The following is a 25,864-nucleotide window of genomic DNA, read 5'->3' as shown; positions in this document are numbered from 1 at the left end:
CAGGTACATGAGCAAGAACTTATTCGAAGTAGTTGCACCTTCAGACAAGATGGCAGGGCAGAAGCAAAAAGCTGTCAGAAATCAGGGTGACTTCGGACAAAACTGGGGTATAAACGCAAGATTTTGCCCGAAGTAGTGGCAGGTTCGGACAAAATTGAAGGCAACCAAGGAAAAGTTGTCCGAAGTAAGGGTAAGTTCGGACAAAAATGAAGGTAATCAAGCAAAAGTTGTCTGAAGTAAGGGTAAGTTCGGACAAAAATGAAGGTAATCAAGCAAAAGTTGTCTGAAGTAAGGGTAAGTTCGGACAAAATTATCGTGCAAGGACAGGAAGTTGTCCGAAGTGGGTGCATCTTAAGACAAGATTGAAGGGCAGAAGCGAAAAGCTGTCAGAAATCGAGGTGACTTCGGACAAAATTACGGTATAAACGAAAGATTTTGTCCGAAGTAGTGGCAGGTTCAGACAAAATTGAAGGCAATCAAGCAAAAGTTGTCTGAAGTAAGGGTAAGTTCAGACAAAATTACCGTACCAGGACAGGAAGTTGTCCGAAGAAGGTGCACCTTCAGACAAGATGGAAGGGCAGAAGCGAAAAGCTGTCAGAAATCGGGGTGACTTCGGACAAAATAGCGGTATAAACGCAAGATTTTGTCCGAAGTAGTGGCAGGTTCGGACAAAATTAAAGGCATTCAAGCAAAAGTTGTCCGAAGTAAGGGTAAGTTCGGACAAAATTACCGTGCCAGGATAGGAAGTTGTCCGAAGAGGGTGCATCTTCAGACAAGATGGAAGGGCAGAAGCGAAAAGCTGTCAGAAATCGAGGTAACTTCGAACAAAATTACGGTATAAACGAAAGATTTTGTCCGAAGTAGTGGTAGGTTCGGACAAAATTGAAGGCAACCAAGCAAGAGTTGTCCGAAGTAAGGGTAAATTCGGACAAAATTACCGTGCCAGGATAAGAAGTTGTCCGAAGAAGGTGCATCTTCAGACAAGATTTAAGGACAGAAGCGAAAAGCTGTCAGAAATCAGGGTAAGTTCAGACAAAATTGCGGTATAAACGCAAGATTTTGTCCGAAGTAGTGGCAGGTTCGGACAAAATTGAAGGCAATCAAGGAAAAGTTGTCCGAAGTAGTGGTAGGTTCGGACAAAATTGAAGGCAATCAAGCAAAAGTTGTCCGAAGTAAGGGTGAGTTCAGACAAAATTGAAGGCAATCAAGCAAAAGTTGTCCGAAGTAGGGTAAGTTCGGACAAAATTACTGGCCCAGGACAGGAAGTTGTCCGAAGCAAGAGTACGGAAAAAGCAGAAGAGGGTTCGAATCTATTTAATTCTCCTTGTCCCAAATCATACTATAATATATACGAACATACATTCCGCTGATATACTTATCTATGTACAGCAAATGCGGGGTGGGAGCACCCATTCCTCACTTTCTTAGGAAAGGGGATCCGCTGAAGGTTACGGACGAAGCAATGGACATAATGATTAATTTTGCTACTTTAGTCATTGCCGTCGGCGCATTAGGTACTTCTTCAAATAAAAAAATGATCTACCCTGCAATCCACAATGTTTGAGTAGACCATTTCTTATCCATATTTGGCTGCTGCACGCCAAGCAGCTTGCTATACATTAAGTCTCCGGTAGCAGCCGGATGCTCTGTTACATTAATTGTACAGAATTTCAATCCTAAATCTAAATGGTTTTCTTTTACCTCTCAATAAAGAAGGTAACCACCACAAACAGGATAAACGCAATCAGCAGCAATGATCCGCCTACGATGAATAGGACCATCACCAATGTATCACCGAGGTTGAATGGGTTGATATTGTACATCCACATTCCAATCGTTAGCCCAAGAGAACCGATCATCCCGGTGATAGAATGAATGGCTACTAGTTTTTTAGATTTGATTTGATAGTTTTTGTAAAAAATTCCCCAGGCGAATACGGATAGCCAGCCGACTAACAGGATGTGGGCGTGGATCGGGCGCATGGCATAGTCGCCGGCACCCGCCATATGTGAGCCCATGAATGTTCCGATGAGTCCGAAAATCGCTGCAAATCGTATAAGCCGAATACTCCAAGTTTGTTCCATTTTTTTATTCCTCCGTCTGTTTTTCTTTAGGGAGCTTTATCGTAAAAGTCGTGCCTTTTTGAATCTCGCTCTCCACTTCAATTTTTCCATTGTGTAATTCAATGATATGTTTAACAATCGACAGGCCCAACCCGGTTCCGTCTTTCTTTCGCGCCGCATCGACACGGTAAAAGCGTTCGAAGATTTTTGAAGCTTGCTCCTTGTTCATGCCGATTCCGGTGTCCTTGAAGGTGACCGTGGCAGAATCGTCGTTTCCGAAAATTTGAATAAAAATACTGCCGCCAGTTTGATTGTATTTAATAGCATTCGTAAGCAGGTTGTCCCAGACCGTCATTAAAAGTTCCGGGTCAGCGAGAATCGGGGCCGGGGGAAGAAGATAGGAGATTTCAATCTCCTTTTCCTCTAGCCGCCATTGATGCCTTCTGACCGTATCCTTGATTTGTGTGTCAATCCTTGTGACGCCCAGCTTCATGGGATATGATTTTTGGTCCAGTGAGGTAAGAAGCAGGAGCTGCTTCGTTAAATTGGACAGCCGTTTCGATTCCTGGTCAATGATATCGACATACTCGAGGTGCTCCTCATCGAGCGCCTGGGTTTTTAACAGCTCTGCATATCCCTGGATATTCATCAATGGTGACTGAAAATCATGCGATACATTATTGATGAAGGATTTCCGCGCTTCATCATTATGCTGCAATTGAACCTGCATTCTGCTGAAGCTTTCGGCAAGCTGGCCGATTTCATCGCTTCGGTAGATATTCAATGGGTAGTTAAAGTTTTCCCTGGTGATTTCCCTGGTGGCTTCTGTGAGCTTGGTGATCGGCTGGATCAGGTGTTTGGCAAACCAAATGACACCGCTGATACTGACGATTGAAACCGCGACGAAAAACCAGGCGAAAATAACATGGACGTCGGAAAATAACAATTTGTTATTTGGTCTCAGGTACAAGCCATAGTCCTCCTCTCCAATCGTAAAGGGGACCCCAACGGTATTATCCAGTTGATTGGAAAAATGGCTCATCATCATCCATGGAGAGTTTGAATTGTCCATTCCATGGTAGATTTCCTTATTTTCAACCACATTTACTGCCTCATCTGGCAGGTTCTTTTTCGAAAAAGGTTCTCCAAAGAAGAACTCCTCGCCTGATGCACTTAGCACATAAAGTTGGTACCCCAGTTTGCTGATCGAATCGAGATAAGCCGTAAAACTTAAATGGGTTGTTGAGTGCATTTGCTCAAGACTTGATGCGACCTCTTCGGCAACCCTTACGTTCTGTGAGTCAATCCTTTCTCTGGTTGAGGTCATATAGACCCAATTGGCCAGTATGAAGGCGATCACGATACTGATCCCTAGGATGAGAAGGGTTGCGATGATGAATTTCCGGTACAAAGTTTTCATTTCAATTCCTCGAGTCTGTAACCAATTCCACGGATGGTCTGGATTTCAACTGTAGCTTGATGCTTTTTCAGCCGTTCCCGAATCCGGTTGATATGGGTGTTCAGCGTTTGCTCACTGCCCTCATAGTCAGCTCCCCAGGCCTGTTCAATCAATGACGCGCGGGGAGTGGTTTTATTGATCCGTGAGGCGAGGATGCTCAACAGCTCGAACTCCTTCAGAGGAAAAAGAATCGTTTCTTGATTGATTTCCACTTCAAAGCTGTTGCGGTCAATTTTCATATTCCCAGCCTGGATAAGCGAATCGATGACCCTCTGCATCCTCCGGAGGACAACGGCCACTCTGAATAAAAGCTCCTTTACTTCGAAAGGTTTAACAATATAGTCCTCGCCGCCCGACAGGAATCCTTCTTCTTTATCGCTTAACTGGCCTTTTGCAGTAAGGAGGATGACAGGAATTTCCCAGTCATCAGTCAGGATTTTTGTCAGCTCGAACCCGTTCATCCCTGGCATCATCACATCAACAATCGCCAGGTCCACATTTTGTTTTTCAAGCAGGGATAAAGCTTCCTCAGCATCATTGGCTTTGAAAACCTGATATCCTTCCTGGGTTAAATGGATGGTCACGAGTCTTTGGATATTCAGATCATCATCGACAACCAAAATTCTCATTTTTTCAAGCCTCCTAAAAAGGGAATAAGAGAGGAGGCCCTCTCCATTCCTTAATGAATCTCCGGACTGTTTTGCTTGTCTTTTTCAAAGAAAAGAATCAAGGCCGGCAGCAGCATGCCGCGGACAAGGAAGGTGTCGATCAGGATCCCGATCGCTACCATGAATCCGAAAATGAACAGGTCGGCGATTGGCATCGTCGTCAGGGCTGCAAATGTTGCCGCCAAAATAATCCCTGCGGATGAAATAACACCGCCTGTATTTCGAATCGCGATTTCCAGTGCTTCCTTCACTTTATGGTTTTGACATTCCTCAATAAAGCGGGACGCTAAAATTATATTATAATCGATTCCGAGTGCGACGAGGAAAATGAATGCATAGACCGGCACACGGGTGCTGATGGCATCATACCCAAACAGCACGTCGATCAGGAATATTCCGAGACCTAAAGCGGATACGTAGGAAAGCAGGATTGTTCCCATCATATAGATTGGCATCTTCAAGCGTCGAGTCAGAACAACGAGCAATCCAAGAATAAGTGCCGTTTCCAGCAGTACGATTTTGATAATGTCGCCATTATTGTATTCACGCTCATCTACCAGCTTAGGTGTGACTCCGCTATAGTAAGCCTCAGCATCCAAACCTAAATCGTCAAGAATTTCTGGTGTTTTTTCCTGCAAATCCTCTATATAATCCATCGCCTCTACCGAGTATGGATTCATGGCGAGGGCGATGCTGAACTTGGCAGCTTCATTGTTTTCCGTTATTCCCGAAAAGCGGACAGATGCGATTTCCTCATCATCCTTCAGCTTCTCGGTGATTTCGATAGCATCTTCTTCAGTTAACGAGTTATCAGCTGCTATCAAAAGTGTAGTAGGAGCTAGCTCACCTTTGTCATATCTCTGTTCCACTATTTCATAGCCAACTCGTGAAGGCAAATCTTCTGGGAAGCTTTTCACCATATCGAATTCATATTCCAGATTGAATACGTTCAGAGCTGAAACAAACAGGAAAATCGCGACCAGACCGCCGGAAAGCCCGGGTTTGTTGACAACGAATCTGGCAATCGGTCCCCAAACACCATGCTTGACCTCTGTTTCAACACCATACTTAGGCACCTTCGGCCAGAAAGCCTTTCGTCCGAATAAAGTGAATAATGCAGGCACCAGTGTCACCGAAGCGAGCATGATGAAGAACATAGCTGTTCCGAAAATCGGGGCAAAGTTTTGATAATCGCGGAAATCTGCAAACAGCAGCACAAGCATCGCTGCCAATACCGTTCCTCCTGCAAAAAAGACCGGTTCACCTGTCGCACGCATTGCATGCTTCATGGCATCAAATTTATTCTCATAATGGTTCAGTTCTTCGCGGAAACGCGAGAATACAAATAAAGAATAATCAATAACGGCCGCGAAAAGCAGGATACTCATAATTGAGGTTGTCTGGTTATTGATTTCCAGTCCGCCTGCCCCCAAAAGGGCCACACTCTGGTTCACGACCTGATAGACAATGGCCGTCGCCAATAATGGAATGATCGCCAACAATGGCGAGCGATAGATCACAATCAGCAGGACAAGGATGATGCCGACCGTTGCTAGTAACAGCACGAAATCTGCCCGCTCAAAAAGCTTAATTGTATCACCAGAAATCCCGGCAGGACCTGTTATATAGAAAGCTGTACTTTCTAGCTTGTCAGCAATACCTGTGCCAATTTCCGTTGCCTTATCATTGATTTCAGCATACTCGTCATTGCCTAACCCTTGTTCAAGTTCCATCGGGACAATCATCGTTGTTTGGTCCTCGGAGATAAACCCACTTAGCGCCTGCGGCGGAAGGGAACGTATTTCTACGATGTTTCTTATTCCTTCGATATTTTCTGAAATGATTCCATCAAGAATTTGATTCACTTCATCAAGATTAATGTCCCCGTTGTCGTTATGGAAAACAAGAATACCTGGAGTTCCCTGTTCCTTCGGGAAAAATTCCTCCGTTTTTTGCTGTGCGATGATAGACTTTGCTTCATCCGGCAGCGATTGAAAGTTGTTTATTTTGTAATCGCCAAGCTGCGGACCTGCGCTTAAACCAAGCATCAGCACCAGCCAGGCAATAATGGTAATCCACATCCCGCGTTTCGTTGAAACCCAGTCTGTGATGGAATAAAGCATTTTCTTCATGAATATGGCCCCCTATGTTCTTTACTGAAATGAGTCGAACTTCAGCACTCTTTCCTGAGAAATCAAAATTACAGAAGGAGCCCTGAACAATGAACATCATAACCGATGAAAATAAACACAACCTCAACTTTCAGTTACAAATTACGGGGTTAGGAAAATAAAGGAATCTATCTGCCTGGAATAGAATGAATAAGGAGGGACGTAAGCAGGAGCGAGGGCCAATCGCTTATAGCAAAAATACGGTTTGGATGTTTGGAAGTTCAGGAGAGGATAAGTTTTTAGAAAACTAATCTCCTCTTTTGTTGGAGCACCTATGATGATCATGTCTGTAACAGGGGGGGGCGCTCTCTGAAACTATAGTGCATTTCAAAGATTTGGAGGGAAATGAAATGATGCACGATACTAAAAATGAATTACCTACTGGATTCGAGATGGAAGTAAATGCACCCTATTCATTAAATTACTTAATAATGATCCATAACATTTATCTAAACAGCAAAAATACAGAAGGAGAAAGACCGTTATTTCCTTATGTGAATAGTTCAAGGTGGGGACTTTTAGAGGGAGAATTCGAAGAAACTTATACTGAAATCTGGAAGGTGGCTGTCGATAAGAATTCCCAGGAACATATGTATGATCACAATGGAGTATTTCATCTGGACAATGAATTATATCAAAAGTTGTTTTATAAAAATGAAGCAGGTGCATTCGGATACTCAGAAAGTGTGAAGTTCTTTTTAGCCTGGTGGAGCGGGATTCATGGAAAGATCGCCATTGAAGGCGTGTTTGAGCATGATAGATTGGATAAGGTTTATAGGGAGTTATCTGAATCTATAAAGATCAATAAACGATTAAGAATTCATTTGATCTATGATAACCCCGTCTTAACTGGAAGTAGTGAACGTTCGTGGTATGCAGTAGTGCCTATAGAAGATGTTTTTATACATAAAAGACGACCAGAGTTACTATCAAATCTATTAAATAGTTGTAAAGGTATATGATAGCTAAACCATTACTAAACTTTTAAAGTTGATTCTGTTTTGATGTTTCTAAGGCAAAGTATCCAAGTGAAGATAAGGAGTGAAATATATGAATTCTATTAGTCGTTGGGTAATCGCAGTTATTCTATTTTTATTTGCAGCATTATTATTTAACAAAGGGTTAGATTTAAGGTCTCTTGGAACAAATGTGGATGGCGATGGTATTGGAGTATATTTTTTTGCCTTGGAGATAAATGACAGAGTACCAGAGGAAAGTATCCCATCATATGCAAATGGATTTCTAATATCGAGCTTTGTAGTCTTTATTATTTCTATTTTATTTGCTTGGATGAATTTAAAAATTAGGAATAAACAATGATGAAATGATTCCTTATCCCAACGTGGGAGTTAATTTTAATCAATTTAGAGAAAAAGCGTTAACCTTTTGATAAAAATGAAACATTTACTGAAATAAAACGTAGTTAATTTAAAGGTGGGATGTTCATGAAAAGGATAGTATATATGTTACTTTTATTAATTCCAATGATTATAATGGGTTGCAGTCAAAATGACGAAAAGTTTGATCATACGGCACTTAAAAAAGAATTAAAAGAAGAAGGGATCGCCCCAAAGCTTCCGACGAAATTTCCAGTGACCATAGTAAGTTACGAACGAGTTTCCCCTCCTCACGAAACAAATATTAACGAGGTGATCTTCAAAGGGGAAGAGGGAGGAATGCAGTTTTCATTGACTATTCAACCACCGCCAGTGGAATACCATTTCGAGGGATACGAAGTGACCGTTAACGGTAACGACGGTTTCTTTAAAGAAGGACCTGGAGCTTCGATTCATTGGACGGAAGGCGATTATCATTACATCTTGACATCCTATTCAGAAGAAAACGGAACCAAGGAAATAATGGTTGAAACAGCCGAGTCCTTTCGATAAAAAAGCATCCTTGGTCAATAACCTGGTGCTGAGATGATTAACGGCCTTTCTTTTTGAACTCCTTATTGAAAAAAATGCCGTAACGCTTTATTTGGGAAGAGACAGTAACTTTAAATTTTAAATGCAAGAAACCTTATAAACAATGAAGGGGGAAACGATGAGAAAAATACAATTTGGTATTGCACTTATTGTAATAATAGTGGCGTCCGCTTTTTTATTTAGTAAAAAGAATAATTCTTTTTCAACACCGGAAGAAGCATTAAGTAATGTTAAAAATCCCACACTTGATGTTTTGGAAATCATTGATACCAAGCTTTACGATCGTGTTGCGTATGTTTTTTACTATTCAGAAGCAGGTGAAATTCCTAAGAACTACTTAGCCGCAGCAAAGATAAAAAAGAATAAACAGGGCTGGCGTTTTGATGAAATAATTGGTGTTGGAAATATTGATCAAAGTAATGCGGGAATGATCTCAGGCAAGGATGATTACATAGTCGGACTTGCCGCAAAAGAAGTAGATAAAGTGCATTTTGGAAGTCTTGAGGCTAAATTGATCACGATGGATAAGAAAGATATGAAAGCATTTTTATTTCACGGTGTAGAACCTGATTTAATGAATCAAGCTGATTTCAACTATTTTGATAAAGAGGGCAACGAATTACCTTATTAAGAAATAACGGGAGCGTTTTTCCAGGAGGATAAACGCTCTTTTTATAAAATTCTGCGACCTGTATCCTCTAATTTGGCTGGCAGAGAGTTAAAATCTATTCATACTAATTGAAAATAGGGGTTCTTCCCTTTAAAAAGTGCTGTCGAAAGCGATCTGGTTCAACTTGCTCTTTTTAATTGGAAAATGGTAGTAAATCTTGTAATTGTGCTATAAACATATTAGATAACTTCAAAGGGGCCTATAAAAGGTGATTTCGATAAAAGATGGAAAAATTACCGTAAGCAAACGAAATGCTTTACTAATGTTATTTGTCATACTGCTTCTTTATTTTGCATGGAATTACCAAGATATTAGATTATGGTTTCATTCAGTGACTTTAGAAGGTGAGAAATATACAAGTGTACAACTGATAAGTGATGATTTGAATTTCGTTTATCAAGGTAAATATAAGATAGATGATGTTGGAGAATGGACCATTGATAAAGACTTCATTAATGATTTATTAGAAGATGATCGAAGAACGCTGCTAAGATTTTCTCACTCAAGCGGGAATAAACTATTGCAAATTAGTTTTACAGATGCCTATACCATAAGTGGTATTAATTTAAGTTATAAGGAAGTATTAACCCGCGAAGCTGTTAGCATATTGTATTTTCTATCCCAGAGAGAATTGATGGAAGATATAAAAGCAGTGCAATTTTTCTATCATCCAAACTTTGGCCCTTTAGCTATGGTGGGGGGCGAGAACATTATTATTCCGTTGGATGAGTTTGAGAAAGAGTTGCAAGAAAATAAAGGAAATTCTATTGAGGAAACCTTAACGAAAATACAATTGAGTTTTTACTAATTAATCTAAGAGTACCATGCTGGACAAACGGGAAGGATTTCAGTAATTCAGCAATAGTCGTGAAAAAGTGCACTTAAACATAACGTGCGTTGATTCAGAAAGAATTAACCGCCTTTTTTTGATTTCATTGAGCTAATCCAGCAGGATTGTTGAAAAAAAAGGAACTTGTTGGGGGAGTTAATATTATGAGTACCTTTGTTTTTATGGTGAGACACGGTGAATCGCCAAAAGAAGGAAATGAAAGAACAAGAGAGTTAACCGAAAAAGGATATTTAGATGCTCAGAGAGTGACTGACATACTGAAAAATGAAGAAATTGATGTAGTTGCTTCAAGTCCATACATACGATCAATTTTAACTGTTGAAAGTTTAGCTCAACAAATAGGAGAAGAAGTGTTAGTGTTTGAAGATTTAAAAGAGAGGAAATTTTCTTCTGATGGCAATCGTCTTTCTGATAAAGAGTTGGGTCCGCTTTTGGAAAAGTCATTTTCTGAATCAAATTTCTCTTTAGAGGGAGGAGAATCAAATGCCGATTGTCAAAAAAGAGCTATCAAAGTCTTAACAGAACTTTTAGAAACTTATAGAGATAAGAAAATACTGATAGGTACTCACGGAGCTGTTATGACCTTGATGATGGGATATTTCGATACCTCTTATGACTTAAACTTTTTACATAGCACATCAAAGCCTGATATTTATAGAATGGAATTTAATGAAAAGGAATTAGTGAAGGTTCAAAGACTATGGGTATAAATAATGGTGATAATCATTAAAATTACTTTTTCTTCTAAAACTGACGGGTTTCGTTAATACAGTGAGGTTGAACCGCCCTTTTTGTTAAACTCCTTATTGAAACATACAGTCCAGTAATGCTTAAGAAGGAAAATTATTACATAGTGTAGAAAAGGTAATGTATCGGAAAAGAAAGAGGATGTGATTGTTATTAAAGCAGTAATTTTTGACTTTGATGGTACGCTTGCTGATACGTTACCGGTGTGTTTCCTGGCATTTGAATCTGTCTTTAAGAAATTTGATAATCGTGATGTTACATCGGAAGAAATTAAGGCAATGTTCGGACCCTCAGAAACCGGCATTATCCGCGAAAACCTTAAGAATAATAATTATAATGAAGCCATTGAGTTGTATTATGAAATATATAGCGAACGACATAAAAATGTTGTTCAGAATAATGAGGATATTAACACTTTACTTAGACTGCTAAGAACAAATGGGTATAAACTTGGGATAGTGACCGGAAAAGCAAGAAGAAGTCTCGACATATCTTTAGATTGTCTGGGGTTAAACAACTTTTTTGATGTAATCATTACGGGTGATGACGTAGAATTTCCAAAACCTCACCCAGAAGGAATCTATAAGGCATTGGAAGATCTAGGCGTTTTACCCAGTGAGGCTGTTTTCCTGGGAGATAGCGACGCTGATATTATGGCTGGTAAAAAAGCGAATGTACTTACAGTGGGAGTACATTGGCTGCCAAATTATCAGACAATCGATTTCAATGTCCAACCAGATGAAGTTTATAGGAGTATCAATGATTTCATATCTTCCTTTTCCGTAAAAAAGGTAAAGTGAGTTTAAAGTTTGACTAGCTGCCAAATCAGGCGGCTTTTTTCTTATTTGCACGAAAGGTGCAGTCATGTTGAAGAAGGATTTCCCATTATCCACAGCGTAATTGATTAGTATATGCAAGGACCTGAATCGTTGCAAAGCAATAAGCACTATTTATATTTAAGCCGGTTAACAGCATTACTTTCAGATCCTAGATTATGTAACTCTGTCCAAACAAATTACATAGCAAAGTAGAGAGGAAATGGGTTGTTTTTTATAATAGAAGTGAAAAAGGCTGATATTAATCATTAAAACGGAATTAATAAGTTTTGTTCAGAAGGTTATAACTCAATGAATCTTACATTTATTGAATTAAAAGGGATTAGAACTTTTCGAGGGGAGTTACCATGGGTTTTTTCAAAATAATTAGAGAATTTATTGATAGTCAATATAAAACGCCAAGAGGAATTATAGGTGCATATATTGGTGAAAAGATGGTAAGGCAGCACAAGACTGAAACAAATTGGTCATTAGAGCTAATGAATATTCAAAAAGGGGATAGGCTTTTAGAGTTAGGGTGTGGGGCAGGATATGCAATTAAATTAATTTTTGAAAGGAATTTAGCTGAAGAAATAGTCGGTTTGGACATTTCTCCCACAATTATTCGATCAGCAAGAATTAGAAACAAAAAGGCAATAAACGAGAAGAGAGTAAAACTAGTAGAAGCGAATTTTAATAAGTTGCCCTTTCATAATGAAAATTTTAATACGGTCTTTAGTATCCAGACTATTTATTTCTGGACTGATATAGCTACGACCTTATCAGAAATATTTAGGGTTCTAAAGCCAAAAGGAATTGTAATCCTCACTTTTTCTGACGGGAAAGAAGACAAAACCTGGGAAGGCATGAGAGGTATTACAGAAAATCAAGTAATTCCGTATATGGAGAAGGCAGGATTTAGGGACATATCTTTTGTCAGAGGTCCAGATTCAAGAGGGTATCATACCGTTGCAGTTAAGGGAATTAAGAATTAACTTAAACCTTTCATACTTTTTTGTTCCAATAAAAGGTGCGTTCAACCATGAGGATTGAGGCACCTTTTTGATTCATTCCTTATTTAACTAATAGGCAAGTTAGTATAAAAATGGTTTAATGAAATAGCACCCAAATATTTATAAAAGTGTTAAAATAATGTAAATTCGCAATTTAATAAGGGGCATTATTATGACTATTAGTTTTAATGAGTTTTATAGGGAAGAATTAACGATTAATGAGATTCAAAGTGCCATGGAAAATGGGTTCATAACTTCAAAAGGATTAGTAATGTACTATTTGTATCGGATTGCGAAATATGACCAGGACGGACCAATAATCAATTCCGTTCTTGAAATAAATCCTGACGCTATCTTTTTAGCCGAAGCCCTTGATCACGAAAGAAACACTAAGGGTGTTAGAGGACCGTTGCATGGAATTCCTGTCCTATTAAAAGATAATATTCAAACTTCGGATTCTATGCATACAAGTGCAGGTAGCATTGCATTGGAGCAGTATATAGCGGAAAAAGATGCGTTCCTTGTTGAAAAGCTCCGTGAAGCAGGTGCGGTTATTTTAGGTAAGACGAATATGACTGAATTAGCTAATGCAATGTCTTCAACAATGTGGGCTGGGTATTGCTCGAGAGGAGGGCAAGTATTAAACCCTTATGGAGACCCTGACCTATTTGTGGGCGGGTCTAGTTCTGGTTCTGCTGTGGCAGTTGCTGCCAATTTTACGGTTTTATCCGTTGGTACAGAAACAGATGCTTCAATTCTTAGTCCTGCTATACAAAATTCAGTGGTGGGAATCAAACCAACCGTAGGTTTAATTAGCAGAAGCGGTATTATTCCTTTTACATATTCTCATGATACTGCTGGGCCAATGGCAAGGAATGTTACGGATGCAGCCCTTTTGCTCGGGGTTCTGGCTGGTATAGATAAGGAAGATGCTGCGACCTTTAAAAGTGAAGGAAGGATAGAGCAGGACTATTCTTTATTCCTTGATTCCGAGGGCCTAAAAGGAGCCAGGATCGGCATAGTTAAAAATCCATCTAATGACTTTCTAACTTCGGATGAGTATGATGAGGCCTTGTTTCAAAAAGCTATACAAGTTATTAAAAATCAGGGAGCCATTATAGAAGAGATAGAAATACCTTCCTTTCATAGGGAATGGAAGTGGGGAGTAAATCTCTACGAACTGAAACACAGTTTAGATAATTTTCTTTCACAACTCCCAACAAACTTACCTATTCATTCAATTAAAGATTTAATTCAATATAATCAAAACAACAAGGAAAAAGCATTAAAATATGGCCAGGATAAATTGGAACAAAGAGTCTCTTTTCCAAATACATTAAGGAATCCCGATTATATATTAAACAAATTGGAAGACCTGTATTTTTCCCAGGATCAAGGTATCGACCTTGCTTTGGAAAAATACAATCTAGATTCAATTCTTTTCCCCTCATATATAGGTTCAACAATTAGTGCGAAAGCAGGATATCCATCCATTGCCATACCTGCTGGATATAAGCAAAACGGCCGGCCTTTTGGAATTACCTTTGCAGGAACAGCTTACAGTGAAGGGAAATTAATTAAATTGGCATATGCCTTTGAACAGGCCACTAACCTTCGAAAAAAACCGAACTTTGGAACAGAATGATTGAATACAACTTGAAAGTATGAAAGGTAAAATTTGTGAAGAATCGTATCTAGACTAAAGGGTTCGTTGAATCGGGAAGGGTAGTGTAGAATTCAATGTTTTTTATAGGAAAATCCCTGCTTTACTTCAAGATTGTTGATAGCAATGTCTCCGTAAAAAAATCATTAAAGGAGATAAAAATAAATGATCACAAGTAAAAAACAATCACCTTATTTCTCTGTAGAAAAACTAGCAGATGGTGTATATGCTGCCATTGCAAAAAAAGGCGAAGGGGCGATGGGAAACTCTGGATTTATTGATATTGGCAAAGAAATTGTCATTTTTGATACCTTTACAACTCCAGGCGCTGCTAAAGAATTAAGGCGATTAGCGGAAGAAATCACACAAAAAAAAATTAAATATGTTTTTAACAGCCATTACCACGGAGATCACACTTTTGGAAATCAAATTTTTGAAGATGTAACCATTATTTCAACTACTAAAACAAGGGAGTTACATAGGGATAAAAATGTTATCACCAATCCGAATAAAGAAATGAAGGAAATGAGAAATTACTTGGATCAGTTGGAGGAAAGATTAGAGGCAGAGCGTATTACGATTTTACAAGTAAGCCTAGAAAATCAAATAAAGGAAATGAAAAAGGTCCTCGATTCAATTCCTGAGCTTCGTATTGTGCTTCCTAATCTGACTTTTGAAAATAGACTTATTCTTCATGGTGAAACTAGAAGCGTAGAGTTTTATTGTTTTGGCGGGGGGCATACTCCGAGTGATGCTTTTTTATATTTGCCTAAAGAGAAAATTGCATTTATGGGTGATATCGTATTAGAGAACCTTCATCCTCCTATTTACAATTCTCAAGAATTTATTGACAACTTAATAAAACTCTCTAAGTTGGATATTCAAAGAATCGTTCCAGGTCACGGTAACTTAGTAACAAATAGTCAAATAGATGTAATGTTAAACTATTTACATCACCTTACTGATAGGGTAAGTCGTGCTTTGGAAAGAAGACTACAAATGGAACAAATTTTAGCTTTAGAAACACCTGAAGAATATTCCACTTGGACAGGTCTCGATGGATATAAGAGAAATTTAAGAACGGTATATAATGAACTCAAAGAAAAAAATCATGTCTAATATTGTGAGGAATGCACTTACACTTTGCGTTGATTAAGTCCAGATTAACGCCCCTTTTTTGGAGGCTAGTTCATCAAAAGGAGATATTAATGTCACTTTGGAATTAATATAGCACTAATTACTTTTTATGGGGGAGTTGTGATAATGAGTTTAGTTGTCAATAAGGGATTAGCAGAGAGGTTGGAGATTTCAGAAATCGATACTTTAACCTCTAGGTTAACAGAAATGCAAAAAAAAGCTGGGAACCCAATGAAGGTTGAAATCCAAAAGTTTGGCAATGCAACGGCATTCTCGGTAAAGAACATACCTGGTCCATCCTTCAACACGGTTAAGGGGCTAAAAGAAGGTGATGAAAAGCAAATAGATAAGATAATTGATTTTTACAAACAAAAAGAGATTCCTGTTCGATTTGAACTAACTCCAGCACATACTTCTCCAGAATTATTAACCCACCTCAGTGAAACTGGTTTTTATCAAAATGATTTTCATACAACTCTATTTGCTCCACTCTCTATTGTAGAAACAAGCTATGAACAAAAAATTGATATCCGTAAGTTAAAACGTAACGAATTTGATACTTTTGCAGATATCTACACGAAAGGTTTCGAAATGCCAACGTTCTTAAAAAGTGGAATAGCACAAAATAATGAAATACTTTATAACATAAAAAATTGGACATTTTATCTAGCAAGTTATGAAAACGAACCTGCTGGAATTGGAGTTTTGTTCATAAAAGACAGCATAGCTACTTTAGCTGCAGCGGCCACATTACCGACTTTTAGAAATAAAGGTATACAAAGTGCAGTAATAAAGCATCGTATCTACCAAGCAATTCTACAAAACTGTGATTTAATTGTTGGACAAGCAAAATTTGGTTCCATCAGTCAAAATAATATGGAAAGAGCGGGATTGAGTATAGCTTATACAAAGGCAATATGGGTTGAAAAGTAAGTACATTATTTAACTAAAGAGTACGTTGATCCATTAAGGGTTAACGTACTTTACAGTTGAGTTTCTTTTTGAATAAACTATGCCGATTAAAAGGAAGTGTCCAACATATTGAACTGAAAGGAAATAATTTGATGAAGGAGATAAGTCGATGAATTATATAAAAGAGATGAGAAGGTATATAGGCCACGATACTCTGTTGACAGTTGGGTGCGGGATTATAATAGAAGAAAACGATCAAATATTATTGCAACATCGAACGGATGAAGACAATTGGTGTATTCCTGGAGGGCTTATGGAAATTGGAGAAACTTTTGAAGAGACCGCCAAGAGAGAGGCTTTTGAAGAAACAGCATTACGAGTTACGGATTTAGAGTTGTTTGGAATCTATTCAGGAGAAAAGTGTTTTGTTCAATATCCTAATGGAGATAAAGTCTTTAGTGTTCAAATCATTTTCAAAGCTACACATTATAAAGGAGAATTAAAACAAAAGGATATTGAAAGTAGGGAACATCGATTTTTCAGGAAGACAGAACTTCCTTATAACTTAAACCCACGTCAAAAAACTTTTATTAATGATTGGGTAGAAGGGAGAAGAAACCCGATTATAAAATAATAGTTTGACTTCTACTATTTCAATAACGGGGCCAGAAATTACAATCCCTAATTTTTAGGGCATTTTTCTTTTTTGGCTAATGAAGCAGCTTAGTGAAATAAGAAAAATTAATAATATTTTTGGTTTCGAGAGGTATTACTATTTTTATTCAGAATTAACTGGCAAGTATAAAATACAAGAAATTTTCAATTTACAGGGGATGAATACTCTTGAGAAGTGAAAAGGATATGATTGATTTAATATTAAGGGTAGCAGAAGAGGATGAACGAATCCGAGCAGTATATATGAACGGTTCCAGAACTAACCCAAATGTTCCAAAAGATATTTTTCAAGATTACGATATTGTTTATGTAGTGATGGAAATAGCATCTTTTATAGAAGACGAAGATTGGATTAAAATTTTTGGGGATCTATTGATGCTTCAAGAACCTGACAAAATGGATAAACAAATTGGTTTGGACAGGGATCTTGAACGTTCATATGGATATTTAATGCTTTTTACTGACGGGAATCGAATTGACCTTCATATAGAAACAAAAGATTCTATGATTAATGGTTATGTCAGTGATAAACTTACTGTTCCATTATTAGATAAAGATAACATTTTACCAATCATTCCTCCGCCTTCGGATATTGATTATCAAGTGAAAAAGCCATCAGAACCAATGTTTGCGAGTTGCACTAATGATTTTTGGTGGTGTTTACAAAATGTTGCAAAAGGAATTTGGCGAGACGAATTACCATACGCAAAATCAATGTTTGAATATACCACCAGAGCATCACTTGATGAAATGGTATCATGGTGGATTGGAACGAAATATAACTTCCAAGTCTCAACAGGTAAGATGGGCAAATATTTTAAAAACTATCTTCCAGAACCATATTGGGAATTGTATATAAATACTCATTCCGATTATAACTATGAAAATTTTTGGGACTCCATATTTGTTACATGTGAGTTATTTAGAACTTTAGCAAAGGATGTATCAGATAATCTATTATTCACATATCCTTTTGATGACGATGAAAACATGACGAAATTCCTTAAACATGTAAGATATTTGCCATCTGATGCGAAAGAAATTTTATAATAAAGTTATCTTTTTCATAAAATCTTTAACCCAAGGGTGTTTTGATCCAGAAGGATTGGGGACCCTTTGTTGAATTCCTTATGTAGCTATAGAGGCAGGTTACTTCAATAAAGAATGAAACTAATTTGAATATTTATCGTCATTGATAGTTAGAAAAAAATTTGTCGGGGTGTGAAATTGAGGATATATTTTCTTGTACCAGCAATAGTAATAATAGTTTTATGGTTTATTATTAAAGGTATTGCTGTCATTTATAGAAAGAAGAAAATGGAATTAAAACAAGAAGTAATTAATCTGTTTTTTTTATTGAGTGTTCTATGGATAATTGGAATGACCATTTTCCCTATTGAAATTGGTATACCTAATAGATATGGTCCTTCAAATAATTTTGTACCATTTTCAAGTATAAAAGATTTACTAAGCCACTCTTATTTTATGGTTCCCTTAAGAAATATTGCTGGTAATATTATATTGTTTGTACCATTAGGGTTTATGATTGCATTAAAATTTAAAAAATTAAATAGTGTACTAAGCGTTGGATTAGTAGGATTACTAAGTTCTGCATGTATTGAGTTAGTACAATTATTGCTGCCAATTAGGGCAATTGATGTTGATGATATTATATTGAACACTTTAGGTTCTATAATCGGCTTTCTTGTACTAAAAACACTTAAAAGCATTATTCATATGTCTGCCAAACAAAATTAACAATGTTCTTTATTAAACGGGTGCAATAGCTCCATATTGTGCTCCATCACACTTCATTCGTTGTTAGGCTAAACCAGGCTAATAGTTTGTCAATATTTTTCATTAAATTTCAAAATCCATCGTGATAACTAAAAAGGGACCAAATAACCTTCTTATCCTCTGAAATGGAAGGTTTTACGTTATTTAGTTAGATGTTGTTTCTATACTATATATTAAAAAGTTGTTCTGTTGTTTAAAAGGGCAAATATCCAATGCAAGAGCTTATTTACACAAGCAATTACAGCTACTTTAAATGGTTTTCCTTCCTTGCGATTCTTATTATAGAGCTCTCGTAATTTTTTATTTCGAGAAAAGATTTCCTCCGCTTGTTTTGCTCTTGCGACAGTCACGTATAGCACAACGAACAGCCATATATAAGGCGTGACGAAGCCTGCTGGCTCCTCTTTTTGTGATTATGTTTTTGGTGCTGCCATTCAAGGGCGGCATTTTTGTTATTGAAATAACGAAACAGGTTCAGAAGGTAATGGTTGTCTTTAAATAGAATATATTTTATTAAGCTGAATTTGGGGTGTGTACAATGATTAAATTTTTTGAATATAACTGGCAGGTAAGAGATGAGTGGTTTGACTGGTGTGATCAAGTAACAATTGAAGAGCTATTAATGGATCGTAAAGGAGGAGTAGGAAATATTTTATACACACTCTTTCATATAATTGATGTGGAATATAGTTGGATTCGTGGTATCCAGGGGAAAGAGGATGTAGTTTTTCAGTTTGCTGATTATTATACACTTGAAAAGGTTAAGTCACTTTCAGATCAATTACGTATTGAAATAGCTGATTTTTTAAAAGTGGATCTTTCTGACTTAAAGGAACTGAGTGTCGGTGTACCCTGGGATGAAGCAAGATACACTGTGAATGATATACTTCACCATATTATTGCACACGAAATTCATCATATCGGTCAGCTTTCAGTTTGGGCAAGAGAATTGGAACTACAGCCTGTATCCTCTAATTTGGTTGGCCGTGAGTTAAGATCTGTCCATTCTTACTGAAAAAAACCGTACGATTCCCTTTAAGATTTTCTCTCAAAAGGCAGCTTTTTTTGTTGAACTAAAGAAATAGTTTAATTAGATAAAGAATGAATGAAATTGTGGCTTTAGTGCTAAAATATTTGATAAATGAGTACCCTAATGAGATGGCCATTTTTAATTCGGAGAATGCTAACATACAAAAGAGGTGGTAAATTGATTAAGATTTTAATAGCAATAACGTCTCTAATATTTATATTTATTGGTATGTTACACTTTTTTTGGGCATTTGGAGGAAGTTGGGGAGTAAATTCGGCTCTTCCGACTAGAGATGACAGTAAATTACCAGTTTTACAACCAAGAATGTTAGGTACACTTTTTATCGGATTTCTTTGCTTTTTTGCATCTGTACTTCTATTAGTTCAAATAGATTGGTTCATAGCCATCAAATCCTCCCCCCTTACAAAATGGCTTTGTATAGCTGGAGGACTTGTTTTCTTGTTACGTGGTATTGGTGAAGGGAAATACATAGGTTTTTTTAAGAAAATCAAACATACAAGATTTGCAAAACGAGATACCGCCTTCTATTCACCTCTATGTGTATGGATTAGTCTCATTTTTTTGCTAGCATCATTTATATGAAATTTGTTATTAGCGAACGTGGCAGGATAGTGAGAGAAGGAGTTGAAAATTTTAAAGATATTAAGGTGATATAAATTTGCTTATAAATTTCATTTTTTGATACAAGAGCAAGCTGAAAATATTGCATTTAATTGGCATTATGACGGAGAATATTCTTTTTATGATATGGAAGCTGATGAAGAAGATTTAGCTGAATTCTTAAATCCCCAAAAAAGAGGAACTTCTAAATACGCTGTTACAGTAAGAAATGAATTGGTCGGGTTCTTAAGTGTTATAAAAATTTCAGATAAAACTTGTGATATTGGACTTGGAATGAGACCCGATCTAACCGGGAAAGGCGAGGGAACAGGGTTTATAAGAGAAGGTATGGACTTTATTCAATCAGAATTTAGACCTGAAAAAATCACCTAATCAGTAGCAGCTTTTAATCAAAGGGTAATTAAATTATATAGAAAAGTTGGCTTTATTGATAAAAAGACTTTTAAGCAAGATACAAATGGTAGCTCTTTTGAATTTCATGAAATGGAATATGAATGTAAATAAAACTCTTATCTAACTAAAGAATGCAGTAATGTAGAAGATAAAGTGCTAAATAAGGATGGGAAATGTTAAGGGGGCTTAGTATGGAATTACTATACGGCATTATTTTTTTATTTATTTTTTATCTAATTATTAAAACAGCCGTTACAAAAGGCATAGACGACTCACGTTTAATAAAGGAATTGAAAAAAGAGATTAATGAGTTAAAAAAGCAAAAGTCGAAAGAACAAAACAGGGGAGACTCTAAACACATCATAAACAGAAGAGCTTAAATCGGTAGGGAAATGGTGTAATTTCACGCTTCCGTTTCAAGGAGCATTTTATCGTATGGAACAAACGATGCAAGATAGTTCAATAAGAATTCACTGAAAAAATAAGAAAATGAAAGATCGTAAATAAATAGGAAAGGCTTATTGTGTTAATGGGTGCTTTACTGCAGAATCTGTTTTTTATTATCAGAAGAAAGCAAAGGGGACTTCAAAGGAGTCTAAATTATAAAACTACCAATATGGTTTTTACTTAGTTTAAGTGGAGTTTGCTTTTTGCAATGGACTTTAGGATATTGGATAAATTAATGACAAATAATGCAAGAGATGCTTTTTTAATATTTTTAGTTATTTCTTTTATTGTTTATCCTGTATTCACAATCTTTTCAGTAATTTCCCTCAGAAAAAATAAAGCATTATCAAGAACGAGTAAAAGGATAGGTGTTACTTTACTGCTTTTTGGTTTCATTACTAATCCAGCAGTTTTCCAAGTATTGAGGCAAGTTCTTTAGCTATTAATTCTAAGGCCCACTAATTAAGTAAAGGAGAGCAAGTGACCAGATCGTCCTGCTGAATTGGCAATGATTATTGAAACAAACTGTGCAGGTTTACTTAAATAGGAAGAATGGGAAAAGTTAGGCTAAAGTAATTTGGATGGTGAAAATATGACTCTTAATTAGGGCAGTCTCCTTCTTGTCGTACTGATGCTTATTCAGATTAGCATTTTTATTTATACTGCCTACAAGTATCCCTTATATAAAGTTTTTATGTGGGTTGCAGCCATAGTTACTTTTCTAATATACGGAGGGATTATTTTAATGATTATACTTACAAACCTGAATATACTGTAAACCCTCCTACAATTTCAAGGTAGAATGACACCATACTTTGCGAAAAATTATACATAAATATAAGGGTGCGTTGCTCCTGGCAGGATTAACCGCCTTTTGTTAATTCCTTATTGAACGAAGAAGGATAGTTAAATAAACAAGAAGATATAAAAATGTGATTAGATAAGGTAAAAAGGGGAAATCTGTCATGGCTATATTGAAAAAGTCGGAATTAGAATTAGTGCAATTTCGTAAGAATGATATCAAGGGTTTAATAGAGTTATCAGCATCAGTCGGGTGGGATTATAATGAATATGAGATTGGAACAGTGTTATTGTCTGGTAAAATATTCGGCCATAAAAATTTTGAGGGGAAAATTGTTTCTAGTGCTGCAATAATTCCATATGATACTAAGTTAGCTTCGATTGGTATGGTAATTGTTCATAAAGAGTATAGGGGAATGGGATTAGGGAAAGATGCAACTCAAAAGTGTATAGATTTTACTTTAAGCAACACTTCAATTATGTTAATTGCAACTGAAGAAGGTAGACCCCTTTATGAAAAAATGGGCTTTATAACTGTCGATTGTGTTCATAAGTTTCTTTGTGATGACTATAAACCATTTAGCAAAAGCGGTAGTGTTACTATTGAAGAGTTCAATAGTAATGATCTTAAAGAAATTTTAAAGTTAGATAAGGCTGCATTTGGAGATAAAAGAAGCAAATTTCTTCAAAATAGAATTAATCAATCAGAAAAATGCTTAGTAGTTAGAGATCACCAAGCGAACATTATTGGTTTTGGAATATCTATTTCTGGACCAATTAATCTAATATTAGGACCTATCGTAGCACCTGATTCTCAAACAGCTGCTTTAATAGTAGATAGATTAGCCTCTAGGCACCAAGGAAATTTAAGGATTGATGTGCCTTCAGGCAATGAAGAGTTTATGTTCTTTTTGGAGCAGCGAGGATTTAAACAAGTGAGTCAACCACCAGTAATGGTGATTCATTCTGCTGAAATGCCGCCTAGAAACAATACATTATTCGGAATTGCTGCCCAGATTTTTGGATAAAAAAATATTTCTTATTGTGACTAAATGCCCTTAAACATAAGGGTGCGTATCTTCAATAAGCAGGTTTGCTCCGTATAGTTAAAGTCGAAAGAGAAGGTTATAGATCATTCTTTTCTCTCCATGGTAATGTTAATGCTTCCACCACCAGTAACTTCATTCATTCCTATAAGCTGAGCTTCTATATGGTCGTGAAGAAAAGGCTTGTCAATTTTCCATGTTAACGAAAATGTCTGTGGACTATTAAAAGTTTTTTCTTTTTCTGTATTTATTGCATATCCAATAAGAGTTCTTTCCCACCATGTCTCAGTACCAGTTGGTATAAGCCAAAATAGAACAGTTTCTGTGTTTTCGGCTTCTACATAAATTGTTATTTCTTCAGTACCTTTTGGTACAGTAACCCAATTGTTCGTTTCGGGAATGTTTGTATGAATACTTTTTATCACTTTTGGCGGAGGTACAGTAATTTGGCTGTTAGCAGTAATAATCCCTAAGTTGCAAAAAAGGCTTAGGGAAATCAACATTTTAGGAATTAACATAATATCACCTCATAGGGTTATTATTTTCCTGGAACTAGGAAAGTATGTGGTTTTCGCTAGGCGGTTAATGTTCAATAAAGACAAAAAAAACACCGACCTTTAATAATAGTCGGTGTGTTCTTGAAATTCTTATTATTTCCGCAGAATCTTTTCCATAGCTTTTCCCTTTGCAAGCTCATCGATCAGCTTGTCCAGGTAGCGAATTTCCCTCATGGTCGGTTCTTCGATGTTTTCGACTCGGACTCCGCAGATTACGCCTTTGATCAAGTCTCTCGAAGGATTCATCTTTGGAGCTTCAGCAAAAAAGGTCTCAAAGTCTGTCTGTTTTTCCAGTATGGCTTCTAACTCTTCCTGGCTATATCCTGTCAACCAGGTGATGATTTCATCGACTTCTGATTTCGTACGTCCTTTTCTTTCCGCCTTATTGACATAATGTGGATAGACACTTGCGAAACTCATAGTATAGATTTTATGTTTGCTCAAGATACAAACTCCCTTAAAATTGTTTTCTTCATTATAGTACGAAGAATTAGCTGGTACAAATTTGTTTTTATTAAAGAAATCAAAGGAAATTGGCCTGTTAGGAAAGAATATTAAAGCATATGTATTTGGGGGTGTGGTTGATGGCTAAGACAGTGCTTTCCAACAAGGGAAGTAAAACACCTAGAATCTTTTTCGAAGAAAGCTCTTTTTTCCGTATGCTTCGGTTTGTCTTCTTATTATTTCTTTCCTTTTTATTGGTGTATACCTACTATCTGCACCTTACAGACAATCTTCAAAAAACCATTCTGCATATCTGGTCTACTCATCAGCAAATCATCATTGCCACATCGATTTTCGTTACCTATACAGGGATTGTTTTTCAGTTGGGTGTATGGAGAGGGAGAAGAAGGTGAAGGGGTATCTCTGCTTTTTCGTGTTAAGAGCTATCCAAATAAAGCTGACCCATATCCTTTCACCAATCAAAGTCATAGGTGATATACTAATGGTCTAATATAATAGAAACAGATTTGTTATATAGAGCAAAGGAGTCAACAGTATGGCCAATGTACATAATTTTACGAAGAGAGAGGAAATCGCGAATGCAATTATCCATGGCATCGGTGGATTATTAAGCATTGCTGCCCTTGTTATCCTGATTGTGTTTGCTTCCCTGTACGGAACAGCATGGCATGTCGTGAGTTTCACCTTATTTGGCGCGACCATGGTTCTGTTATATACATCATCCACTCTTGTCCACAGCTTTCCGCCTGGCAAAGCAAAGGACTTCTTTGAAATCATGGACCACTCATCCATCTATTTCTTCATTGCCGGCACCTATACACCATTCCTGTTCATCGCTGTAAAAGGAGCATTAGGCTGGACACTGTTCGGAATCGTATGGGGCCTTTCCATCGCAGGAACAGTATTCAAATCCTTATTCGTCAAACGCTTCCTGCATACATCCACCGTGTTATATGTCGTCATGGGCTGGCTGATCGTCTTTGCATGGGGACCACTGACACAGAATGTATCATCACAAGGACTATTATTCCTGGTGATCGGAGGAGTCTTGTATACAGTAGGAGCCATCTTTTACGTCTGGCGCGGATTCCATTACCACCATGCAATTTGGCATGTGTTTGTATTAGCCGGATCGATCATGCATTTTTTTGCGGTTTTGAGTTTGCTGCCTTGAAGCTAGAAAAATATCGATAAAAGCGGAGGTCTTTGCATGCTTACTGTCGAGGTTAGAAGGCCGAAAACTGAGGATAAAGAACTGTTAAATGAATTTTTTAGAACAGTGATCACCGATACGTTTATTAAAGAAGGTATTGGGGACCAATTGGATGATATTAAAGAAGAAATAGAAGCAAAAAGAAGATACTTAGAAAGTGATTTTGATAGCAATGGTAAGAGCCGGTATTTTCTAATTGCCTTCTATGGTGGCAAAATCATTGGCTCTATTGAATTTGGCCTAGCAAATGAAATCATAAGAAATTGCATAAACAATGAAGTTCTTGTTGAGGTAGGTACAGTATTTGTTCATCCTGATTACCAAAGGAATGGAGTAGGTAATTTACTCTTGAAGGCAATGTATGACACCTTACATCAAAGAGGGATAAAAGAATTTTGGTTGGATAGTGGGTATAAAAGGGCCCAATCAATCTGGAAAAAGAAATTTGGAGAACCAGAAATCTTATTAGAGGATTACTGGGGTGAAGATTTTGATCATATGATTTGGAGAGTAAAGGTCAGAGAAATAAATGGACCAGGTCAGAGTCGATATCGTAATTATCATGAAAAAGGAATGGAGTAAAAGCTTGCAAAAAAAGTTTTAAAAAAGTACAGATAGATAGATTGGATATTAAAAAGAGAGAAGCATAATCAATGGCAGAGAGTAGGGTTCTCACAGAACCTGATCGTTATGCTATATGTG

28 protein-coding genes and 2 pseudogenes are annotated in these 25,864 nt (G+C 37.1%); 23 read left to right on the top strand and 7 right to left on the bottom strand.

The annotated features are described in order from the left end of the window. The first annotated feature begins 7 nt into the window (after positions 1 to 7). Positions 8 to 136: a hypothetical protein gene (locus J7E37_RS22205; protein ID WP_285290285.1), complete on the top strand. Its 129-nt coding sequence runs from the start codon at positions 8 to 10 to the stop codon at positions 134 to 136. 1,561 nt (positions 137 to 1,697) lie between these two features. Here J7E37_RS22205 and J7E37_RS02215 read toward each other — a convergent pair. Genes J7E37_RS02215 through J7E37_RS02200 form a run of 4 tightly spaced genes read right to left on the bottom strand, consistent with a single transcriptional unit; the run spans position 1,698 to position 6,322 of the window. Continuing rightward, positions 1,698 to 2,084, bottom strand: a complete 387-nt coding sequence (locus J7E37_RS02215; RefSeq protein ID WP_214782861.1) for a hypothetical protein — start codon at positions 2,082 to 2,084, stop codon at positions 1,698 to 1,700. Between the two features lie 4 nt (positions 2,085 to 2,088). Next, a complete protein-coding gene (locus tag J7E37_RS02210) occupies positions 2,089 to 3,483 on the bottom strand; it encodes a sensor histidine kinase (protein WP_215022205.1) in 1,395 nt (464 codons plus the stop codon). Further along, on the bottom strand, positions 3,480 to 4,151 hold the full coding sequence (locus tag J7E37_RS02205; RefSeq protein ID WP_214782867.1) for a response regulator transcription factor: 672 nt from the start codon (positions 4,149 to 4,151) through the stop codon (positions 3,480 to 3,482). Before J7E37_RS02205 ends, J7E37_RS02210 begins: the two co-directional genes overlap by 4 nt. A 50-nt stretch (positions 4,152 to 4,201) precedes the next feature. Continuing rightward, entirely contained in the window at positions 4,202 to 6,322 is a 2,121-nt protein-coding gene (locus J7E37_RS02200) for an MMPL family transporter (protein WP_215022203.1), read from the bottom strand. A 389-nt stretch (positions 6,323 to 6,711) separates the two neighbouring features. Between J7E37_RS02200 and J7E37_RS02195 the strand changes: the two genes are divergently transcribed. From J7E37_RS02195 to J7E37_RS02130, 14 genes are all read left to right on the top strand, one after another. After that, positions 6,712 to 7,323, top strand: a complete 612-nt coding sequence (locus J7E37_RS02195) for a group-specific protein (RefSeq protein ID WP_215022201.1) — start codon at positions 6,712 to 6,714, stop codon at positions 7,321 to 7,323. Between the two features lie 88 nt (positions 7,324 to 7,411). Then, complete coding sequence (locus J7E37_RS02190; RefSeq protein ID WP_215022200.1) at positions 7,412 to 7,681, top strand: hypothetical protein; 270 nt, start codon at positions 7,412 to 7,414, stop codon at positions 7,679 to 7,681. Between the two features lie 125 nt (positions 7,682 to 7,806). Then, entirely contained in the window at positions 7,807 to 8,250 is a 444-nt protein-coding gene (locus J7E37_RS02185; RefSeq protein WP_215022198.1) for a hypothetical protein, read from the top strand. 157 nt (positions 8,251 to 8,407) lie between these two features. Continuing rightward, positions 8,408 to 8,920 carry a hypothetical protein gene (locus J7E37_RS02180; RefSeq protein WP_215022196.1) on the top strand — a complete coding sequence of 171 codons (513 nt, stop codon included), beginning with the start codon at positions 8,408 to 8,410 and terminating at the stop codon, positions 8,918 to 8,920. A 247-nt stretch (positions 8,921 to 9,167) separates the two neighbouring features. Further along, positions 9,168 to 9,767, top strand: a complete 600-nt coding sequence (locus tag J7E37_RS02175; protein ID WP_215022194.1) for a hypothetical protein — start codon at positions 9,168 to 9,170, stop codon at positions 9,765 to 9,767. A 185-nt stretch (positions 9,768 to 9,952) separates the two neighbouring features. Continuing rightward, positions 9,953 to 10,519, top strand: a complete 567-nt coding sequence (locus tag J7E37_RS02170) for a histidine phosphatase family protein (protein WP_215022192.1) — start codon at positions 9,953 to 9,955, stop codon at positions 10,517 to 10,519. A 189-nt stretch (positions 10,520 to 10,708) separates the two neighbouring features. Continuing rightward, positions 10,709 to 11,356 (top strand): HAD family hydrolase, encoded by a 648-nt coding sequence (locus J7E37_RS02165; protein ID WP_215022884.1) that lies wholly within the window; start codon positions 10,709 to 10,711, stop codon positions 11,354 to 11,356. Between the two features lie 383 nt (positions 11,357 to 11,739). Then, positions 11,740 to 12,366, top strand: coding sequence for a class I SAM-dependent methyltransferase (locus J7E37_RS02160; RefSeq protein ID WP_215022191.1), 627 nt, complete (start codon positions 11,740 to 11,742; stop codon positions 12,364 to 12,366). A 190-nt stretch (positions 12,367 to 12,556) separates the two neighbouring features. Beyond that, positions 12,557 to 14,029 (top strand): amidase family protein, encoded by a 1,473-nt coding sequence (locus J7E37_RS02155; protein ID WP_215022190.1) that lies wholly within the window; start codon positions 12,557 to 12,559, stop codon positions 14,027 to 14,029. A gap of 183 nt (positions 14,030 to 14,212) precedes the next feature. After that, on the top strand, positions 14,213 to 15,166 hold the full coding sequence (locus J7E37_RS02150; protein ID WP_215022189.1) for an MBL fold metallo-hydrolase: 954 nt from the start codon (positions 14,213 to 14,215) through the stop codon (positions 15,164 to 15,166). 144 nt (positions 15,167 to 15,310) lie between these two features. After that, the gene (locus J7E37_RS02145) at positions 15,311 to 16,117 is read left to right on the top strand and encodes a GNAT family N-acetyltransferase (RefSeq protein ID WP_215022188.1); all 807 of its coding nucleotides are present in this window, start codon (positions 15,311 to 15,313) and stop codon (positions 16,115 to 16,117) included. A 148-nt stretch (positions 16,118 to 16,265) separates the two neighbouring features. After that, complete coding sequence (locus tag J7E37_RS02140; protein WP_215022187.1) at positions 16,266 to 16,730, top strand: NUDIX hydrolase; 465 nt, start codon at positions 16,266 to 16,268, stop codon at positions 16,728 to 16,730. Positions 16,731 to 16,939: 209 nt separating this feature from the next. Then, the gene (locus J7E37_RS02135) at positions 16,940 to 17,821 is read left to right on the top strand and encodes an aminoglycoside 6-adenylyltransferase (protein WP_215022186.1); all 882 of its coding nucleotides are present in this window, start codon (positions 16,940 to 16,942) and stop codon (positions 17,819 to 17,821) included. A 177-nt stretch (positions 17,822 to 17,998) separates the two neighbouring features. Beyond that, positions 17,999 to 18,529, top strand: coding sequence for a VanZ family protein (locus J7E37_RS02130; protein WP_215022183.1), 531 nt, complete (start codon positions 17,999 to 18,001; stop codon positions 18,527 to 18,529). A 212-nt stretch (positions 18,530 to 18,741) separates the two neighbouring features. On the opposite strand, the pseudogene J7E37_RS02125 reads toward J7E37_RS02130, so the two are convergent. Beyond that, a pseudogene (locus tag J7E37_RS02125) lies at positions 18,742 to 18,982 on the bottom strand (IS110 family transposase); the annotation flags it as partial. A gap of 124 nt (positions 18,983 to 19,106) precedes the next feature. Here J7E37_RS02125 and J7E37_RS02120 point away from each other — a divergent pair. The 5 genes and pseudogenes from J7E37_RS02120 to J7E37_RS02100 all read left to right on the top strand — a co-directional run bounded on the left by J7E37_RS02120 (position 19,107) and on the right by J7E37_RS02100 (position 22,909). Further along, on the top strand, positions 19,107 to 19,583 hold the full coding sequence (locus tag J7E37_RS02120; RefSeq protein WP_215022181.1) for a DinB family protein: 477 nt from the start codon (positions 19,107 to 19,109) through the stop codon (positions 19,581 to 19,583). Positions 19,584 to 19,775: 192 nt separating this feature from the next. Next, on the top strand, positions 19,776 to 20,201 hold the full coding sequence (locus tag J7E37_RS02115; protein ID WP_215022179.1) for a DUF3995 domain-containing protein: 426 nt from the start codon (positions 19,776 to 19,778) through the stop codon (positions 20,199 to 20,201). A 96-nt stretch (positions 20,202 to 20,297) separates the two neighbouring features. Next, positions 20,298 to 20,744, top strand: a pseudogene (locus J7E37_RS02110) (GNAT family N-acetyltransferase). Between the two features lie 80 nt (positions 20,745 to 20,824). Next, a complete protein-coding gene (locus J7E37_RS02105; RefSeq protein WP_215022177.1) occupies positions 20,825 to 21,013 on the top strand; it encodes a hypothetical protein in 189 nt (62 codons plus the stop codon). Between the two features lie 1,032 nt (positions 21,014 to 22,045). Further along, entirely contained in the window at positions 22,046 to 22,909 is an 864-nt protein-coding gene (locus J7E37_RS02100; protein WP_215022175.1) for a GNAT family N-acetyltransferase, read from the top strand. Between the two features lie 104 nt (positions 22,910 to 23,013). Here the strand turns inward: J7E37_RS02100 and J7E37_RS02095 are convergent, their stop codons facing one another. Next, positions 23,014 to 23,445 carry a hypothetical protein gene (locus J7E37_RS02095; RefSeq protein WP_251009415.1) on the bottom strand — a complete coding sequence of 144 codons (432 nt, stop codon included), beginning with the start codon at positions 23,443 to 23,445 and terminating at the stop codon, positions 23,014 to 23,016. Positions 23,446 to 23,577: 132 nt separating this feature from the next. Then, positions 23,578 to 23,928, bottom strand: a complete 351-nt coding sequence (locus J7E37_RS02090; RefSeq protein WP_215022173.1) for a DUF2200 domain-containing protein — start codon at positions 23,926 to 23,928, stop codon at positions 23,578 to 23,580. A 140-nt stretch (positions 23,929 to 24,068) separates the two neighbouring features. Here J7E37_RS02090 and J7E37_RS02085 point away from each other — a divergent pair, with 140 nt between their 5' ends. From J7E37_RS02085 to J7E37_RS02075, 3 genes are all read left to right on the top strand, one after another. Next, positions 24,069 to 24,341: a hypothetical protein gene (locus J7E37_RS02085; RefSeq protein ID WP_215022172.1), complete on the top strand. Its 273-nt coding sequence runs from the start codon at positions 24,069 to 24,071 to the stop codon at positions 24,339 to 24,341. Between the two features lie 143 nt (positions 24,342 to 24,484). Beyond that, complete coding sequence (gene trhA, locus J7E37_RS02080; RefSeq protein ID WP_214782914.1) at positions 24,485 to 25,123, top strand: PAQR family membrane homeostasis protein TrhA; 639 nt, start codon at positions 24,485 to 24,487, stop codon at positions 25,121 to 25,123. 36 nt (positions 25,124 to 25,159) lie between these two features. Then, the gene (locus tag J7E37_RS02075; RefSeq protein ID WP_215022170.1) at positions 25,160 to 25,744 is read left to right on the top strand and encodes a GNAT family N-acetyltransferase; all 585 of its coding nucleotides are present in this window, start codon (positions 25,160 to 25,162) and stop codon (positions 25,742 to 25,744) included. Positions 25,745 to 25,864 lie beyond the last annotated feature (120 nt).

The organism is Bacillus sp. ISL-39, assembly GCF_018613295.1.
GTDB lineage: Bacteria > Bacillota > Bacilli > Bacillales > Cytobacillaceae > Mesobacillus.
Note: the sequence above shows the minus strand (reverse complement) of the source record. Positions and strands in the feature narration are given on the sequence as shown.

Excerpts from the sequence above, each read along its gene's own strand:
- J7E37_RS22205 (WP_285290285.1), top strand. The coding sequence starts at position 8 with ATGAGCAAGAACTTATTCGAAGTAGTTGCACCTTCAGACAAGATGGCA.
- J7E37_RS02215 (WP_214782861.1), bottom strand. The coding sequence starts at position 2,084 with ATGGAACAAACTTGGAGTATTCGGCTTATACGATTTGCAGCGATTTTC.
- J7E37_RS02210 (WP_215022205.1), bottom strand. The coding sequence starts at position 3,483 with ATGAAAACTTTGTACCGGAAATTCATCATCGCAACCCTTCTCATCCTA.
- J7E37_RS02205 (WP_214782867.1), bottom strand. The coding sequence starts at position 4,151 with ATGAGAATTTTGGTTGTCGATGATGATCTGAATATCCAAAGACTCGTG.
- J7E37_RS02200 (WP_215022203.1), bottom strand. The coding sequence starts at position 6,322 with ATGAAGAAAATGCTTTATTCCATCACAGACTGGGTTTCAACGAAACGC.
- J7E37_RS02195 (WP_215022201.1), top strand. The coding sequence starts at position 6,712 with ATGATGCACGATACTAAAAATGAATTACCTACTGGATTCGAGATGGAA.
- J7E37_RS02190 (WP_215022200.1), top strand. The coding sequence starts at position 7,412 with ATGAATTCTATTAGTCGTTGGGTAATCGCAGTTATTCTATTTTTATTT.
- J7E37_RS02185 (WP_215022198.1), top strand. The coding sequence starts at position 7,807 with ATGAAAAGGATAGTATATATGTTACTTTTATTAATTCCAATGATTATA.
- J7E37_RS02180 (WP_215022196.1), top strand. The coding sequence starts at position 8,408 with ATGAGAAAAATACAATTTGGTATTGCACTTATTGTAATAATAGTGGCG.
- J7E37_RS02170 (WP_215022192.1), top strand. The coding sequence starts at position 9,953 with ATGAGTACCTTTGTTTTTATGGTGAGACACGGTGAATCGCCAAAAGAA.
- J7E37_RS02160 (WP_215022191.1), top strand. The coding sequence starts at position 11,740 with ATGGGTTTTTTCAAAATAATTAGAGAATTTATTGATAGTCAATATAAA.
- J7E37_RS02155 (WP_215022190.1), top strand. The coding sequence starts at position 12,557 with ATGACTATTAGTTTTAATGAGTTTTATAGGGAAGAATTAACGATTAAT.
- J7E37_RS02150 (WP_215022189.1), top strand. The coding sequence starts at position 14,213 with ATGATCACAAGTAAAAAACAATCACCTTATTTCTCTGTAGAAAAACTA.
- J7E37_RS02145 (WP_215022188.1), top strand. The coding sequence starts at position 15,311 with ATGAGTTTAGTTGTCAATAAGGGATTAGCAGAGAGGTTGGAGATTTCA.
- J7E37_RS02140 (WP_215022187.1), top strand. The coding sequence starts at position 16,266 with ATGAATTATATAAAAGAGATGAGAAGGTATATAGGCCACGATACTCTG.
- J7E37_RS02120 (WP_215022181.1), top strand. The coding sequence starts at position 19,107 with ATGATTAAATTTTTTGAATATAACTGGCAGGTAAGAGATGAGTGGTTT.
- J7E37_RS02105 (WP_215022177.1), top strand. The coding sequence starts at position 20,825 with ATGGAATTACTATACGGCATTATTTTTTTATTTATTTTTTATCTAATT.
- J7E37_RS02100 (WP_215022175.1), top strand. The coding sequence starts at position 22,046 with ATGGCTATATTGAAAAAGTCGGAATTAGAATTAGTGCAATTTCGTAAG.
- J7E37_RS02095 (WP_251009415.1), bottom strand. The coding sequence starts at position 23,445 with ATGTTAATTCCTAAAATGTTGATTTCCCTAAGCCTTTTTTGCAACTTA.
- J7E37_RS02085 (WP_215022172.1), top strand. The coding sequence starts at position 24,069 with ATGGCTAAGACAGTGCTTTCCAACAAGGGAAGTAAAACACCTAGAATC.
- trhA (WP_214782914.1), top strand. The coding sequence starts at position 24,485 with ATGGCCAATGTACATAATTTTACGAAGAGAGAGGAAATCGCGAATGCA.
- J7E37_RS02075 (WP_215022170.1), top strand. The coding sequence starts at position 25,160 with ATGCTTACTGTCGAGGTTAGAAGGCCGAAAACTGAGGATAAAGAACTG.